A 15,385-nucleotide genomic window follows, 5' to 3' on the forward strand; every position below is an offset into this window, starting at 1 on the left:
AATCTAAATTAAAAATCTAAATTAAAAATCTAAATTAAAAATCTAAATTAAAAATCTAAATTAAAAATCTAAATTAAAAATCTAAATTAAAAATCTAGGGAGCGAGACGCTCCCACTACGGTAATACCCAAGGGTGGCAGCAGTGCGGGCATCTTGCTCCCTTGCTAACCCATTAACCAGATTTGAGATCACATCCCGACAAAACTTCAGGAAAGGCGATCGCAAACTTAAAATTAACTTGGGTTAACTTGCTGAGGAAACTGATGTTCGTTGTTGAATGCTTTCTAACATTTGTTCTTTGTCTTTGCGCCGCTTTTTCGCATAAAGTTGAATGGAGGCTATCATAGCAACGACCAGGGCAAAAATTAGCCATGTTGTTGTATCTAAAGGCAAATTACCTTTGAATACAGCCAACAGGACAATGGTAATTAATAAAATCGTTGGTGCTTCATTTAAAGCACGAAACTGTTGCCCTGTCCAGTTGCATTCTCCTTGTGCCAATTTTTTCATAATGCGTCCACAGAAGAAATGATAGCCAATTAAGAGCGCAACCAGAAAAAGTTTAATATGTAACCAACCAGATTTTAAAATTTCCGGTTCCGTGGAAATTAACCCGATCGCCATTGCCACAGTTACCACCATTCCCGGCATGGTAATAATGTGATAGAGACGCTTTTCCATGATTTCGTATTGCGCCTTGAGAATGGTTTGTGCGGGTTCATCTCGTTGGGAGGCTTCCGCATGATAGACAAAGAGACGAACTAAATAAAATAACCCAGCAAACCAAACCACAACACCAATCAAGTGAAAGGCCTTAAACCAAAAATAAGCCATAAATTTTATTTCTTATCGAGCAACTCATCAAAGCGAGTTTAGAGTGTCGATTGGGTTGCAAGAGCGATCGCGCAACAAAAGTTAAAATTAGTACCCGATCGCCTTTCCCCTGCGATCGCCTCCCCAAGGGCAAACTCTTCAGCAAGTTCAGAAAGCAAATTGAGAACAGCAAAGAATTTTGGTTTGCGTGACGAGGATCACCCAATTAATGGTAGTGCGATCGCGACAAAATAACTTTACGATCGCAAAAGAAAAAATTGGGGATCACAGTAAAAGCTACAAAAACGTAGGATATTAGAGGAAAGAGATAAAACATTTTAAATAAAACCTTTTTGTAAACACGCCATGAATACCAGAATTCGCGAACTCACCACTCAAATTCTTTCCTCTCGCACCATTTCTCAAATCGATTGCGAAAATATGTCTGCTCTCCTACGACGAGAAGACCTCAACGAAACCGATCGCACCTTAATCGAACGAATTTTCTACGGCGTTCGCCACGGGCTGTTAAAAACAGTAGATTAAAAGAAAATAAAAGCTCATTTTCATTCCTGTTGTGCCAAATACCGCTCGATGAGAAGAATCGCTACGATATCATCGACGGGACGAGGAGGAAGCCTCATACCGCGAGGAAGTAAGCGCATGAAGCCTCGAGGAGGATACATTTGCCAATAGCGATCGCGAGCCTCCAAAGAACTATTGCCCTCATCTACCATCTCGATGGGAAAATCTTGTCCTAATTCCGCCTTTAACTGTTTGTACCATTGTCCGGCGGTAGTGAGATTTCCCATCGCGATTTTTTGAATAGAATATTGTTGGCAAAGTTTACCCACAGAGGCGATCGCCTCGGGAGATTCAACAACACAATGAGTATAAATTCGGCGATTTTTATCCATAACTGCAAGCCCGCATTTATCTCGTCCGGGATCGAATCCTAAAATCATGAGGCAGACTCAGAAGTAGTGCTAAAAATGACCTTATCATCACTCAGAGCAATTAATTTCATTTTTAGCGGTCCAGCAGTATAAGTTTCGTCGATGGCGATCGCTTGAATCTGCTCGATGGGTTCCGACGATTGGCTGAGAAGATCGATAAAATCCGAAAACGTGACCACTCTTCCCTCTTCAATCTGAATCGAGCCTAAAACCCCCGAACGACGGGCGCGAAACTGAGCTTCGGAGAGGAGTATATTTAAACGCTCTTTAACATCTTCTCGCGTGTTCCGATCGGGTTCTACGGATACTGTGGCGATGGTTTCCCCTTCCCGGAAAATCCTTTCATTAAAAGCCACATCAGCAAACACCCGCACCCGTTCTTCTTGCTCCACATAATTTTCCGCCGAAAGAACTCGCACGACATATTCTTGACCATCCTCAATTCTTTCTAGTAGTTGCTCGACTTGTGCTTGGGTAATAAACACGACGCGCCCATCATTCTCAACATTTAGAGGGCGAATCGCTTCCTTCGCTCGGCGATTGGCTTCTTGTAGTAGGCGATCGACTGCACTGCGAGCGGCTGATGGTTCAATCACGCGCAAAACAGCAAAACTCAACACTTCTCCCTTCACTAAAGCAACATTTCCTTGGCGTAAATTCTGACGATCTTCCTCGAGGAGAGAAACTTCTTCTTGGAGAAAAGAAAGTTGACGATCCAAACGTTCCAAGTTTTCTTCTTGACCTTGAAGAGCCGTATCCCGATCGGCGATCACCGTATCAAGGTCTTGAATCCTACCATCTCGCTTGCTAATTTCAGCTTGCAAGAGATTGCGTTGGGTTTGCAAACTGGCCAGACGATTGGTGCGATCGCGCAAAATACTATCTTGGTTGGCAATTTTGCCATCGCGATCGCGAATCTTACCATCGCGATCACGAATCTTACCATCGCGATCGCGAATCTTACCATCGCGATCGCGAATGGTGAGATCCCTCTGTTTGACTTGTTCTTGGAGTTTGGGAATTTGAGCCACTAATTTTTCTCGTTGTACTCGAAGTTGTTTAACCTCACCGCCTAATTTTCGCGCTTGTTTGGTTGTTTCTTGATAGCGTTTCTGAACATTTTTCAAACCTTTTTCGACTCGCTCTTTATCTTGACTGACTTCTTGTAATGTTTGTGTCACTTGCTCTTGTTCCACAAAAGCCTGTGCTAATTCTTGCTGTGCCTTGTGGAGATCTGTATAAATTTTGTCTAAGCGAAAAACCCCATCCCGCAAAGACTCGCTCAGTGCAAAAATGATGCCGAGGGTAGATGCAGCAATACTCGTCCCCGTTACCACCGTCATGACAACTGCTGTCTTGCGAGGACGTAGCCCAAATAACCGCAAACGCGCTTTGCCGACCTTTGAACCAATGCGATCGCCCACAACGGCGAGAAAGCCGCCTAAAACCAATATGGCGAAAATGAGGACGTAGGCACTGGTCATGATTTATCGATATTAATAACCCACTAGGTAAACTGCTGGCTGAGAGCAACAGGGTTGTGAACAGTAATTTTTTTCTTGTGAATGGAGATCATTTCTTCTTGACGTAAATCTCCCAGTAATCTCGTGACCGTGACCCGAGTTGAACCGATCGCCTCGGCGATCGCCTGATGAGACAATTTTAGATCGACACGAATACCATCCGCCGTCGGTACGCCAAAATCGCGGCAGAGAATCAATAAAAAACTAACCAGTCTTGACCCCATATCCCGATGTGCCAAAGTTTCGATCATCATCTCCGTTTGCAAAATCCGCGAGGAGAGTCCCTGCAACATCAGCATCGCTAACTCTGGATTAGCTGTAAGGGCTTTTTTAACCTGCTCAATCGGTGCAGATAGTAACTCAACGGGAGTAAAAGCGACAGCATGATAGAAGCGATCGGATCGCTGTCCCGTAATGAGAGAAAGCACGCCAAAAACGCTATTTTCCCGCAGTAATGCCACGGTAATTTCTTCTCCAGCTTCATAAACCCGCGACAATTTCACCGCACCTTTGAGCAGAAAATAAACTCGTTCAGCCGGATCGCCAGGAAAAAAGATCGTTTTACCTCGCTCGCAGCTTTCTACAATAGGTGGAAATGAACCGCCTCCGACTTGACGGAATACGGATGCTAGAGATTGAGTTTGAGTGGGGGAAAATTCCATTGCCAACGTTCGAGAAGAAAAGGTCTAGATAAAAGAGCTTGGATTATCGATAACTTTAACCTATCTTCGTCAATCCTCGATAATTAGGAATGAGTAAATTGTTCCCTCTCCCTTTTCCCTACACTCCCCACACTACCCTCTTCCCCTCTTCCCCTCTTGCCTGTACTCTGGGATATTGGGTCAATTAATTTTTTAGAATTACTAAGCGATCGCAATGTTATTAGATTTAACGGGAAAAAAAGCGCTTGTTACGGGTATTGCCAACAATCGCTCTATTGCATGGGGTATCGCCCAACAACTGCACGCTGCTGGGGCTGAGTTAGGGGTAACTTTTTTGCCAGATGAAAAGGGACGGTTTGAAAAAAAGGTCAGAGAATTAGTTGCACCTCTCAACCCAACAGTTTTTGTTCCCTGTAATGTCCAAGATGACGAGCAAATCGAGACGGTTTTTAAGACGATCGCGGACAAATGGGGAAATCTTGATATTTTGATCCACTGTTTGGCTTTTGCTAACCGAGATGACCTATCGGGAGATTTTAGCAGTACTTCCCGAGGCGGATTTTCGACAGCGTTGGAAATTAGTAGTTATTCTTTGCCCGCATTGGCGAAAGGGGCAAAACCGTTAATGATGGAAAATGGCGGCGCGATCGTGACTCTGACTTATTTGGGGGGTGTAAAAGTGATCCCCAATTATAATGTCATGGGGGTGGCAAAAGCCGCGTTAGAAACGAGCGTGCGCTATTTAGCGGCGGAAATGGGGCCGAATAATATTCGCGTTAATGCAATTTCAGCCGGACCGATTCGCACGTTGGCTTCTTCGGCAGTTGGCGGTATTCTAGATATGATTCACCATGTTGAGGAAGTTGCCCCCCTACGACGGACGGTGACACAGCAAGAAGTGGGCAATGCAGCAACGTTTTTGTGTAGCGATCTCGCGAGTGGGATTACCGGACAAGTGCTTTATGTTGATTCTGGCTACGAAATTATGGGGATGTAATAAGTAATTGATAATTGATAATTGATAATTGATAATTGATTGATAATGGGTAATCGAAAAGAGAAAAAAATGTCTAGCGATACTCCCCGCGTGGCTTCTGTCCATCGGACGACGAAGGAAACCGATGTGCGGGTGAGTTTGAATTTGGATGGGACGGGGAAGTGTACGGCTAAGACGGGTATTCCCTTTCTTGACCACATGATCCAACAGATTTCCTCTCATGGACTGTTGGATCTGGATGTGGAGGCGACGGGGGATATTGAAATTGATGACCATCACACGAATGAGGATGTGGGGATTACTTTGGGGATGGCTCTGGCTGAGGCACTGGGCGATCGCAAGGGTATTCACCGTTTTGGGCATTTTTTTGCCCCTCTTGATGAGGCGTTAGTACAGGTAACGCTGGATTTTTCTGGGCGACCTCATTTGAGTTATGGCTTAAAAATCCCAACTCAGCGAGTGGGAACTTATGATACGCAATTGGTGAGAGAGTTTTTTGTGGCAGTAGTTAATCATTCTCAAATGACATTACATATTCGCCAATTAGACGGCGTTAATTCTCATCATATTATCGAAGCGACATTTAAGGCCTTTGCGCGGGGGATGCGAATGGCGATCGCGATCGATCCGCGTCGATCGATGCAAATTCCCAGTTCTAAAGGGGTGTTGTAAAACGGATTTTGACGCGATCGCATGGGTTAATTTTAGCAGGTATTTCTCGGCAATATCCTCATGCTTCTCGCGATCGCCTCTCTAAATTATTCTAAATCTTGATATAATATACTTAATTCTTTATTGATTTTTATTTTCTTGACTCATTAATTACTTTAACTTGGCGATCGCGCCTCGTTCCATCAGTATTTTATCTGTTAATAAGTCAATAACCGTCGCCAATAGAACACGGTTTTCATTCACTTCAAACCAAACAGAAATACGATTTTGTTTGAGTTGACCTGGTGGTTCTAAATGTGCTATACAAACTTCTTGATGGTGGGTTTCTAAGGAACGATATTCTGTTTGCTTGGAGAGTTTACGACTAGAAATAACTCCCGCTTCATTGTAGACAATTTCCGATCGCGTTAACTCGGCCAATTCTCCCACATCAAGGCGAATTTCCTTCTGTCCATTTTCAGCGACTTGCAGAGTAATTGATTCTTCTAACTTACAAGGATAGGTACTACCGCGATCGAATAAAGGGTGATAAAAATAAGTTTCTGTAGAGGGATCTACGAGACGAATTACATAATTATGATGCAAATAATCTTCAATTTCCGATACTTTGGTTAAAGCTAAGGCTCCGTGACAAACCGCATCAAAGGGTTTACCTAATTTAACCCGCGATCGCCCAAAATAAGAAACAATTAAATTTTGCACTGCGGGGATTAAACAGCTTCCTCCCACTAATAATATTTGTGCAATTTCACTCTTTTTCACTCCTTTTCCTAATGCAACACTTAAAACCTCATCTAATGCCTCTCGTAATTGTTCAAGGAGTTGATTGCGTTCTAAAATATCTTCGAGGCGATCGCGATTCAAACTCAAATCATAAGACATAAAAGTTTCTTCATCCAACCAACTTTCAGAAGCCTGTTCAGTTTTCGAGAGTTGAATTTTTAAAACTTCGCTAATTTCTAATAAATTTTGCCAACCAACCTCGCTTAAAGACTCCCGATCCGAACCCATTTGGCGTAAATAATCCTCAACGATCCAAATATCAATATCTTCCCCCCCTAAATAAGCATCAGATTTCGCTAAAACCTTAGCTTTAAAAATATCTTTTTTCCCATCAGGTGTTTCCATCCGCACCAAACTCAAATCGAGAGTTCCTCCGCCAAAATCCACCACCAAAACTAAAGAACCCAAATTTTCTACAGCATATCCTAACGCAGCGGCCGTAGATTCATCCACAAAACGGACTCGATCTGCCCCCATCTTTTCACCCCAATCACGAAACCAGTCGAGATAGCGTTCAAAAGAACCCACAGGCACCGTAAAAATAAGCTCAGACGGCTCAATTTCTAATTTTTGTATATTTTCCCATAGGGTTTGTAGAAAGCGCTCAGAAATCGATCGCGCTTGGTAATTAACCCCATCGATCGCCCGAGGGGGACTGGGAAAATCTGCCACCAAATCCCGCTTAAAACCTTTAAAAAAACGGGCGGGTTGCGATAAACCCAAACGCTGCGATCGCACTTGTTCGCCAATAATAACTTCCCCTTTCCCTTGGATATAAACCAAACTGGGAATAACCGGAACATCAAGAATTTCCCCTGTCTCTCCTGGCATCTTAAATAAGCGGGAAATTTGAGCAAATCGCAGGGTTTTCGGTGCATTGGTATCCGGTTCTAAAATACTAACAACAGTGTTGCTTGTACCAAAATCAATCGCAATGGCAGTCATTGTTACTGGTTACGTTTTACTTTTTATCTATTGGTTGGGAAGAGTGCGACTAACCTTGGCCGGACAGAGAATGCGATCGCCTTCTCGATAGCCAACAAAGCGCACAAAAACTAAATCTCCTGCTGCAATATCATCGCGATCGGGCTGATGAATTTGGGGGTCAAAAATCACCTGTTCCCACGCCCGACCAATCGACTCATAACCCCAAGTTGCCAATAAATTATTCAAGGGAGTAAAGAGAGCAATAAAATTCTTGGCAGGTAAATTGGGTTTCGCTTCCGCCATCACGCAAGCTGTAGGAAAATTCATCATCAAGGTTTGTAATTGCTCAAAAGTTTGTTCCTTGATATCGCTGTTAAGGCGATCGATATTATCTTGCAGTTCCGATCGCAAGCGCCGACATTGTTGTTGCAATTGGACGACTTGATTATTAGTATCTTGCAAGTCTAGGGTCAACAGATCGATTTTTTTCTGTTTTTCTCGCTCCAAATTCTCATAACGTTCTTGTAGGAGTGCAATTTGTTGAGATGCCCCTTCTAATGATGATTGATGCTGTTGCGTCTGTTGTTGAATCGTAATTCGTTCCTGTTGCAGTTCGCGATATTTCTGATGCAATCGGGCAATTTCTTGAAAGGCTTCCCCCAAAGAAGGAAAAGAATAACCATAATTTTGTAGCAGTTCCTCCAGAGACCAATTCAAGATGCCTGCCAATTGGCTCAATTCTTGTAGAGTCAGTCGCTCTAATTTACCCCGTCGGACTTGTTCCATTTGCGTCGGCGTTAAACCCGCTTTGCGCTGTAGAACATTCCAACTGAAAATCCCGACCCCTTCGAGGCGATCGCGCAAGACAGGATCGAATTCGCATAGACCGATTAGATCGCCGCGATCGCTCCTCCTCGTCCCCAGAAAACTAAGCATATAAGCGGTTCCGCCCAACCACAAGACCAGACCAAACCAAAAAAGATTGGGTTCTTCTACCATCACCCTCAGCCATTGAAAAATAAAAAGTTAAAAAATGAATGGACATTCCTGCTTACCGATCGCCCTTCCCCAGCAACTTTAATTGCTTTGTTGGATAAATTGGGTTTGTCCTTGAGTTTCCACAAGAGTTTCTGGCTCTTGATGGTATTCTGGCAAGAGTTCGCGCTCTTTTACCTCACCTAAACAGCCTTCAATATCGCGAGTAAGGTCTAGGCATTGCTCCCCAGAAGCTCCCTCTAAAACCGTTTCAGTCATTTTGCCATCTTTGCCAATGCGGTATTCAATCTTTTGATATTCAGCCATCGGTGAAAACTTCCTCCCAAAAATCGCTATAATCCTCAACAGGATTTAGTTTATTTATTTTTCCCGATTGTACCCCAACTCGATTTCCGGTCATCGGCATTCTCAAATTTATCGGATTCTGTCTAGGCAAGTTTAATCAACAAGTTTATGAACCTGATTCGATCTAGCGCGATCGCGCTCCTCAGCACATTAATTATTCCCCATTCCGTCGGGGCAGTTCCTCAATTGCCCCAGATCGCTAGGGGGGAAGTGGCAATGGATATTGCCCAAGATTCCGATCCAGATTCTGCCCAAGATTCCGATCCAGATTCTGTCCAAGATTCCGATCCAGATTCTGTCCAAGATTCCGATCCAGATTCTGTCCAAGATTCCGATCCAGATTCTGCCCAAGATTCTGATAATAGTTCAGAAACGGAACAGTTTTCCCAGTTTGAAGCGGATATCATTCGCGAAATGAATCGCGCCAGAACTAATCCCAACTCTTATGCGGATTGGTTGTCAAGGCAAAGGCAGTTTTTTAATGGTAATACCCTCAATTTGCCTGGTGAAGCGCCTTTTGAAACTCAAGAAGGGGTGGCTGCTTTAGAGGAAGCTATTGAGTACCTGCGATCGCTTCGTCCTCTCTTCCCCCTCATGGACTCTGAGGGGATGTCCCAAGCGGCTCGGGAACTGGTGATGGATCAGGCCGTATCTGGAGAAGAAGGTCACACGGGAAGCAATAGCCTCGGATTTGTGGAACGACTGGCCAAGTATGGCACCTTTAGCGGTGGGGCAGCAGAAAATCTCAGCTATGGCCGAGAAACTCCGAGTACCGTAGTAATGATGCTGATTTTAGATGACGGCGACCCCAATCGCAGCAGCCGCAATAAGATTTTTAATCTCGATTTTCGCGTTAGTGGGGTTGCTTGTGGCGATCGCCCTAATAGCGATACCATCTGCACGATTAATTATGCAGGCAGTTACGATGACGAAACCCCTAGTCTTGCTATCCGTCCTCCAGTTACCCCTCTTCCTGATATTGGAGCAGGAAACCTACCAAACTCAGAAATCCTCTTGTTTGAAAACGGACAATTAGCAGACGGAGATTTAGTCTACCCCGAAGATGGCAGCTTATATGACGAATATCGTTTTGTGGGCAAAGCCGGACAACAAATTGTCATTAGTCTAGAAAGCACCGATTTCGACCCCTTTTTAGCTTTACTCAACGAAAAACGAGATGTTCTCGGACAAAATGATGATGCCAGCGAAGGCAATCAAAATTCGAGTTTGGCGATTACGCTTCCCTATGATGGGATTTATTACATTTTTGTTAATGGATACAACAATGAAGATCGAGGTAATTATCGCTTGAAGATTCTCCCTCAATCTCCTACTGAGGAGGCCAATCAATAAAGCCAATCAAGAAAATTATACGAATCTGAGAATTTCCTCTGAGATTGCGATCGCAATTCATGACAAGAGTATGTCAAAGTAGTGAGTAGAACTTTTTTGTAGCCATCCATGAGCTACTGCATTAATCCCGATTGTCCTTATCCCGAAGACCCCGCTAACACCGATAGCCCCTTATGTTGTCAGTGTGGCTCTCAATTGCTCCTGCTCGATCGCTATCGAGTGGTAAGTTTACTGAGTGATAGTAGTGGTTTTGCTAATATTTATGAGGTTCAGGACGGTCAACCTGTAAAAATCCTCAAAACTCTCAAGCAACAGCACAACAGTAATACTAAAGCGGTTGAACTCTTCGTACAAGAGGCAACGGTTTTGAGTCAACTGGATCATACTGGAATTCCCAAAATCGATTCCCAGGGCTATTTTCAATATTTTCCCCGCGATCGTTCCCAACCCGTCCACTGTTTCATTATGGAAAAAATTGACGGGCCGAATTTAAAAGAGTGGATGTTGCAACAAGGGAATCTTTTAATTAATGAACGACAAGCGTTAGATTGGCTCAAACAGATTACCGAAATTCTTCATTTGGTTCACCGGAAAAATTATTTCCATCGCGATATTAAGTTACAAAATATTATGCTTCGTTCCACGGGACGATTAGTATTAATTGATTTTGGTACAGCACGGGAAATGACCTATACTTATTTAGCCAGAATGGGTCATTCGGGCAATGTTACCAAGGTCAGTTCTGCGGGTTATACTCCCCCAGAACAGCAGCAAGGTCATGCGGTACCACAATCGGATTTTTATGCCCTGGGACGCACTTTTATTTATTTATTAACGGGGAAGCAACTCGAAGATAAAGATATTTACGATCCCTATACGAATGAGTTTTATTGGCGCAGATTTGCTCCCGATATTTCTCCAGAATTTGCCAATTTTATTGATAAATTGATGGCTTATCGGGCGATCGATCGCCCCACGGATACGAGAGAGATTTTAGAGACGATTGATCGCTTACAAAAATTTACTTCTGGCAATAAGTCTAGGACGCAACTTGAACGTTTACCAGTCACTCAAATTCAACTTTCTCCTGATAGTCCTACTGTTCCTCAAGAGGTCGAAGTACGACAAAACAAATGGCTGTTGAGTTTGATTATTTTGGCTTTACTGGTAATTGTAGGAGGATATAGTAGCTGGCAGGGTTATCAATATGCTTTGCCTTTCTTGGCTCGTGAGGGAAGAATAGAGAAGGGAAAAAATATTCCTATTGCCAAGACTCTAACGGGACATACCAGTTTTATTAACGATCTAGCGATTAGTCCCGATAGTCGATTATTAATTAGTGCCAGTGCAGATAAAACGATTAAAGTTTGGGAACTAGAAACGGGAAAGTTATTGAAAACCTTAACAGGAAATACCAGTTTTGTCAATGCTCTAGCGATAACTTTTGATGGTAATTTTTTGATTGCGGCGAGTGCGGATAAAACGATTAGGATTTGGAATTTAGAAACCGGAGCAATTGTCAAGACTTTAAACAGACATACGAGTTTTGTTGATGCGATCCTGATGAGTTCAGATGGACAAATTTTAGTTAGTACGGGAGCAGATAAAACCATTAGAATTTGGAATATAGAAACTGGAGAAATGCTGCACGTTTTACAGGGACATTCCGGTTTTGTGAATGCTTTAGCGATTAGTTCTGATGGCGAAACTTTGGTCAGTGGAAGCGCTGATGCGAGTTTAAAGGTGTGGAGTTTAAAAACGGGGAAAGAATTACGCTCTCTCTTGGGACATTCGAGTTTTATTAATGCGATCGCAATTAGTCCAAATGGAACAACTTTGGCGAGTGGAGGTGCAGATGAAACCATTAAAATTTGGGATTTACAGACAGGAGAAGAAATAAAAACTCTAAATGGACATACGGGTTTTATTAACGATCTGGCAATTAGTCCAGATGGCGAAATTTTAGTTAGTGCTAGTGCGGATACTTCGATCCGAGTTTGGCAATTGAAGACGGGAAAAGAACTGTATGTTTTAAATAATCATAGCAACTATGTTAATAGTGTAAAAATTAGTCAAGATGGTACAACGTTAATTAGTAGTAGTGCTGATAGAACTATCAAGTTTTGGAATCTAATCACGGGGAAAGAACTTCTAACGCTAACTGGATATCAGCATCATATTAATTATTTTGCGATTAGTCCGGATGGTCGTTTTGTGGCAACAGGAAGCGGTGATAAGGCGATCGCAATTTGGAAAATATAATTTAACTAAAACTTATGCAGCTAACTTATGCAGCTAAGGAGCAAGATGCTCTCACTACTATCAACTATCAACTATCATTGCAGCTAAGGAGCAAGATGCTCCCACTACTATCAACTATCAACTATCAACTATCAACTATTATTGCAGCTAAGGAGCAAGATGCTCTCACTACTATCAACTATCAACTATCAACTATCATACCTATCAATGATTTTAGGACAAATTCGGATCGTTTTGGTGGAACCTGCTGGGGCCTTAAATGTAGGATCGGTGGCGCGAATTATGAAAAATATGGGATTATCTCAGTTAGTGCTAGTAAATCCTCGCTGCGATCGCCATAGTCAGGAAGCGAAATTAATGGCGGTACGCGGTCGTGATATCCTGGCTAATGCTAGGATTGTGAATAGCCTTCCTGAAGCCCTGCAAGGGTGTCACCGGGCGATCGCCACCACAGGAGTGCGTCGAGATCTACCTGTTTCTCTCGAACCTCCTCATCTTGTTTTACCTTGGTTATTAGAAGAAAATACAGCATCTGCGTTAATTTTTGGACGAGAAGATCGCGGCTTAAGTAACGAAGAAATGAATTATGCCCAACGTTTTTTGGGGATTCCTGCTAACGCGGAATATTCTTCTTTAAATTTAGCTCAAGCAGTGACAGTTTGTACTTACGAACTTTACAAAGCCTCTCAAAATACAGAACCTTTAGAACCCTCTCATTCCGTTGCAATAGCTTCTCTCAATGAACTAGAAGGATATTATCAAAACCTAGAAGAAATATTGTTAAAAATTGGTTATCTTCATCCTCATACTGCCAAAGCACGGATGGAAAAGTTCCGAACACTCTATAATCGAGCGATGCCAAGTTCTCAAGAAGTTGCCCTTCTGCGTGGTATTCTCAGACAAGTCAATTATCAACTGACAAAAATATTCAAGCCCTAAATTTTTGCACAAATTTCGAGAGATTTTCCGGTTAGTTGGGGTGCAGTGGATGAAAAGAGCATAAATGTAATTAAATCATTTTAAGAAAGGAAAAAAGAAAAACACCTCTAATTTATTGTTTTTTGTTTCTCCTGGTTTGATAGACGGGAATACGTCGATTAATACCCTTAAAATTTCGCTCACCAATCAAATAAAATCCCTCTTTTTGTCGCAATAATTGATAAGTTGCCCCAGAAATCGTACATTCGCTGGGAGGACAACTCATTTCCAAACGAGAGGCTAGATTCACGGCGGCTCCCAATACGGTATAGTCTACCCGTTGAGAACTCCCTACATCCCCCACCACGGCTTTACCGCTATTAATGCCAATATGCAATTGTAGAGGTTGTTTCCAAATTCCAGCTTCATTGAGTCGATCCAAACGCTGCAACATTTCTAATGCTGCCATGACTGCGCGATCGGCGTGATCTTCTTGGGGTTCTGGCGCTCCAAAAAAGGCCATAATACAATCGCCGATAAATTTATCCAATGTCCCCCCTCGATCAAAAACGGATTTAAGCATTTCCTCAAAAAAGCGATCTAATAAACGAGCAATCTGTTTGGGGTTCATACGCTCGGACATATCACTAAAGCCAACAATATCGGCAAAAATAATACTAATTTCCGCTTCTTTGGGTTCGAGGCGACCATTTTCTAAGGCACCGACGGCGATCAACTGCTGTACTACCCCTGGGGAGTGATAGCGTTCGAGTTGTTGGCGAATTTTGGCTTCTTCTTGCAGTTTACGGGTCAGCAGCCAACGCTGGACACTATAGGCGACGAGGTTGGCAAGGGTGGAAAAAAAGCTCAAATCTTCTTCATCTTCTGCTGCATCGGAACTTTTGAGTTTCAAACTGGCATCGGCATAGAGAACTCCCACAACGCGATCGCGGTCCCAGATCGGCACTGCTAAGGCACCGCGAATCCCTTTCACTAAAATACTGTGTTCCCCTTCAAAACGCTCATCTTCTCGCGCATCAACGGTTTTAATCGCCACTTTGTCGGCAAAAACCCGCTTGCAAATACTGCGTCCGATCCAATCGTAGGTATGGGTTTCCAAGGGTTCCGGACCTCGCCTCGAAGCGGCTTCGATCAGTTGCAGATCCCCATCCTCCAAGACATCAACTAATAAGGCAAATCGCTGAATTGCTTTGATTTCTTCAAATACCACCTTCTGCACTTTTTCAAAAATAGCTTCAATGGATTCCGCAGAACTGAGATCTTTGGCAATTTCGACCAAATGACGCAATCGCGCGATCGCCCTTTGGGAATTCCCTTCACCGGGACCTGTTTTATCAACATTCAACCATTGTTTTTGTAGTTCTTCCGCGCTGCGTAAAATCGTATTGCGATCGCGCACGAGGGTACTTTTGCCGATCTCGCCATCCACCAGAGAGACAAAAAGGAACGCATTACCGATTTGAATGGCATCGTCGGGCTGAAGTTTGTAAGCCCCGGAAATGATATTCTGATTGACAATAGTGCCATTGGTGCTGCCCATGTCCTCAACAAACCATTGGTCTTCAGACCCTTTAAATAAGCGGCTGTGATGGCGAGAAACTTCTGAGAAAGGGAGACAAATATCGCATTCAGGCAGACGGCCAATGATGAATTCATTGGTCGTAACGCGGACAATACTTTCAGGACTGCCCTCAAGATGCAAGCGCAGTTTTAGCTCGGTCATCGTTTAATCAGGGGATGGGAATTGAGATTTCGCGATCGATGTACTCCCGGTAAGGGAGAGCTTTGCTTTCAGCCTAGCAAAGTTTACCGACAAAAAAAGGCTGCAAGTTCTTTGTACAGCAGATTAGCGAGTTTGCTGGGGTGGTGCGTTCCCGATTATCCAAGGGCGATCGCGGCATGAGCTAATTGCGATTTCTCAACCAGTTTTGACTTCTCCCCGCTCTAAAGAGACGGGGATTCTAAGCGGATGCGTGGAGCGGGCGGGGCTTTTAAAGGGCGGACACAGGTTCCGCCCACAGCCCCTTGTTAAAACCACGCTCCACGCGCTTACGATATTCTTTTGAAAGAGAATCCAAAAAATACCGCTTTGGCAGAGCCAAGACTGCCCTACACGCCTTGGTTAGATCGAAACCTAACTGTACGCTTACCTTTCTG

14 protein-coding genes are annotated in these 15,385 nt (G+C 43.4%); 6 read left to right on the forward strand and 8 right to left on the reverse strand.

Going from position 1 to position 15,385, the window contains the following annotated elements:
* Window positions 1–243: 243 nt before the first annotated feature.
* A complete protein-coding gene (gene hemJ / locus JUI58_RS02325) occupies window positions 244–834 on the reverse strand; it encodes a protoporphyrinogen oxidase HemJ (protein ID WP_204102131.1) in 591 nt (196 codons plus the stop codon).
* A gap of 345 nt (window positions 835–1,179) precedes the next feature.
* Between hemJ and JUI58_RS02330 the strand changes: the two genes are divergently transcribed.
* Window positions 1,180–1,359: a hypothetical protein gene (locus tag JUI58_RS02330; RefSeq protein WP_204102132.1), complete on the forward strand. Its 180-nt coding sequence runs from the start codon at window positions 1,180–1,182 to the stop codon at window positions 1,357–1,359.
* Between the two features lie 20 nt (window positions 1,360–1,379).
* Here the strand turns inward: JUI58_RS02330 and JUI58_RS02335 are convergent, their stop codons facing one another.
* From JUI58_RS02335 to ntcA, 3 genes are read right to left on the reverse strand one after another with little or no spacing between them, the layout of a single operon-like run.
* On the reverse strand, window positions 1,380–1,778 hold the full coding sequence (locus JUI58_RS02335) for a pre-16S rRNA-processing nuclease YqgF (RefSeq protein WP_204102133.1): 399 nt from the start codon (window positions 1,776–1,778) through the stop codon (window positions 1,380–1,382).
* Complete coding sequence (locus JUI58_RS02340; RefSeq protein WP_204102134.1) at window positions 1,775–3,253, reverse strand: DUF3084 domain-containing protein; 1,479 nt, start codon at window positions 3,251–3,253, stop codon at window positions 1,775–1,777. The genes JUI58_RS02335 and JUI58_RS02340 overlap by 4 nt, the downstream gene beginning before the upstream one ends.
* 23 nt (window positions 3,254–3,276) lie before the next feature.
* The gene (gene ntcA / locus JUI58_RS02345; protein ID WP_204102135.1) at window positions 3,277–3,954 is read right to left on the reverse strand and encodes a global nitrogen regulator NtcA; all 678 of its coding nucleotides are present in this window, start codon (window positions 3,952–3,954) and stop codon (window positions 3,277–3,279) included.
* 214 nt (window positions 3,955–4,168) lie between these two features.
* Between ntcA and fabI the strand changes: the two genes are divergently transcribed.
* Both fabI and hisB read left to right on the forward strand, forming a co-directional pair.
* On the forward strand, window positions 4,169–4,951 hold the full coding sequence (gene fabI, locus JUI58_RS02350; protein WP_204102136.1) for an enoyl-ACP reductase FabI: 783 nt from the start codon (window positions 4,169–4,171) through the stop codon (window positions 4,949–4,951).
* A 45-nt stretch (window positions 4,952–4,996) separates the two neighbouring features.
* Window positions 4,997–5,623, forward strand: a complete 627-nt coding sequence (gene hisB / locus JUI58_RS02355) for an imidazoleglycerol-phosphate dehydratase HisB (RefSeq protein WP_239121217.1) — start codon at window positions 4,997–4,999, stop codon at window positions 5,621–5,623.
* A gap of 150 nt (window positions 5,624–5,773) precedes the next feature.
* Here the strand turns inward: hisB and JUI58_RS02360 are convergent, their stop codons facing one another.
* From JUI58_RS02360 to JUI58_RS02370, 3 genes are all read right to left on the reverse strand, one after another.
* On the reverse strand, window positions 5,774–7,351 hold the full coding sequence (locus tag JUI58_RS02360) for an Hsp70 family protein (protein ID WP_204102137.1): 1,578 nt from the start codon (window positions 7,349–7,351) through the stop codon (window positions 5,774–5,776).
* A 27-nt stretch (window positions 7,352–7,378) separates the two neighbouring features.
* Window positions 7,379–8,332: a helix-turn-helix domain-containing protein gene (locus JUI58_RS02365; RefSeq protein WP_204102138.1), complete on the reverse strand. Its 954-nt coding sequence runs from the start codon at window positions 8,330–8,332 to the stop codon at window positions 7,379–7,381.
* Between the two features lie 78 nt (window positions 8,333–8,410).
* Complete coding sequence (locus JUI58_RS02370; RefSeq protein ID WP_204102139.1) at window positions 8,411–8,635, reverse strand: DUF2997 domain-containing protein; 225 nt, start codon at window positions 8,633–8,635, stop codon at window positions 8,411–8,413.
* Between the two features lie 147 nt (window positions 8,636–8,782).
* On the opposite strand from JUI58_RS02370, the gene JUI58_RS02375 reads away from it, so the two are divergent.
* The 3 genes from JUI58_RS02375 to JUI58_RS02385 all read left to right on the forward strand — a co-directional run bounded on the left by JUI58_RS02375 (window position 8,783) and on the right by JUI58_RS02385 (window position 13,228).
* Window positions 8,783–10,027 (forward strand): pre-peptidase C-terminal domain-containing protein, encoded by a 1,245-nt coding sequence (locus tag JUI58_RS02375; RefSeq protein ID WP_204102140.1) that lies wholly within the window; start codon window positions 8,783–8,785, stop codon window positions 10,025–10,027.
* Between the two features lie 108 nt (window positions 10,028–10,135).
* The gene (locus JUI58_RS02380; RefSeq protein ID WP_204102141.1) at window positions 10,136–12,289 is read left to right on the forward strand and encodes a protein kinase; all 2,154 of its coding nucleotides are present in this window, start codon (window positions 10,136–10,138) and stop codon (window positions 12,287–12,289) included.
* Between the two features lie 207 nt (window positions 12,290–12,496).
* Window positions 12,497–13,228, forward strand: a complete 732-nt coding sequence (locus JUI58_RS02385; protein ID WP_204102142.1) for an RNA methyltransferase — start codon at window positions 12,497–12,499, stop codon at window positions 13,226–13,228.
* Window positions 13,229–13,340: 112 nt separating this feature from the next.
* Here JUI58_RS02385 and JUI58_RS02390 read toward each other — a convergent pair whose 3' ends face one another.
* Window positions 13,341–14,951: an adenylate/guanylate cyclase domain-containing protein gene (locus JUI58_RS02390; RefSeq protein ID WP_204102143.1), complete on the reverse strand. Its 1,611-nt coding sequence runs from the start codon at window positions 14,949–14,951 to the stop codon at window positions 13,341–13,343.
* Between the last annotated feature and the right edge of the window lie 434 nt (window positions 14,952–15,385).

Origin of the sequence: Spirulina sp. CCY15215 (assembly GCF_016888125.1) — a bacterium.
Lineage (GTDB): Bacteria > Cyanobacteriota > Cyanobacteriia > Cyanobacteriales > Spirulinaceae > CCY15215.

Bases quoted from the DNA above. Each gene is read 5' to 3' on its own strand.
- hemJ (WP_204102131.1), bottom strand. From the start codon at position 834: ATGGCTTATTTTTGGTTTAAGGCCTTTCACTTGATTGGTGTTGTGGTT.
- JUI58_RS02330 (WP_204102132.1), top strand. From the start codon at position 1,180: ATGAATACCAGAATTCGCGAACTCACCACTCAAATTCTTTCCTCTCGC.
- JUI58_RS02335 (WP_204102133.1), bottom strand. From the start codon at position 1,778: ATGATTTTAGGATTCGATCCCGGACGAGATAAATGCGGGCTTGCAGTT.
- JUI58_RS02340 (WP_204102134.1), bottom strand. From the start codon at position 3,253: ATGACCAGTGCCTACGTCCTCATTTTCGCCATATTGGTTTTAGGCGGC.
- ntcA (WP_204102135.1), bottom strand. From the start codon at position 3,954: ATGGAATTTTCCCCCACTCAAACTCAATCTCTAGCATCCGTATTCCGT.
- fabI (WP_204102136.1), top strand. From the start codon at position 4,169: ATGTTATTAGATTTAACGGGAAAAAAAGCGCTTGTTACGGGTATTGCC.
- hisB (WP_239121217.1), top strand. From the start codon at position 4,997: ATGGGTAATCGAAAAGAGAAAAAAATGTCTAGCGATACTCCCCGCGTG.
- JUI58_RS02360 (WP_204102137.1), bottom strand. From the start codon at position 7,351: ATGACTGCCATTGCGATTGATTTTGGTACAAGCAACACTGTTGTTAGT.
- JUI58_RS02365 (WP_204102138.1), bottom strand. From the start codon at position 8,332: ATGGTAGAAGAACCCAATCTTTTTTGGTTTGGTCTGGTCTTGTGGTTG.
- JUI58_RS02370 (WP_204102139.1), bottom strand. From the start codon at position 8,635: ATGGCTGAATATCAAAAGATTGAATACCGCATTGGCAAAGATGGCAAA.
- JUI58_RS02375 (WP_204102140.1), top strand. From the start codon at position 8,783: ATGAACCTGATTCGATCTAGCGCGATCGCGCTCCTCAGCACATTAATT.
- JUI58_RS02380 (WP_204102141.1), top strand. From the start codon at position 10,136: ATGAGCTACTGCATTAATCCCGATTGTCCTTATCCCGAAGACCCCGCT.
- JUI58_RS02385 (WP_204102142.1), top strand. From the start codon at position 12,497: ATGATTTTAGGACAAATTCGGATCGTTTTGGTGGAACCTGCTGGGGCC.
- JUI58_RS02390 (WP_204102143.1), bottom strand. From the start codon at position 14,951: ATGACCGAGCTAAAACTGCGCTTGCATCTTGAGGGCAGTCCTGAAAGT.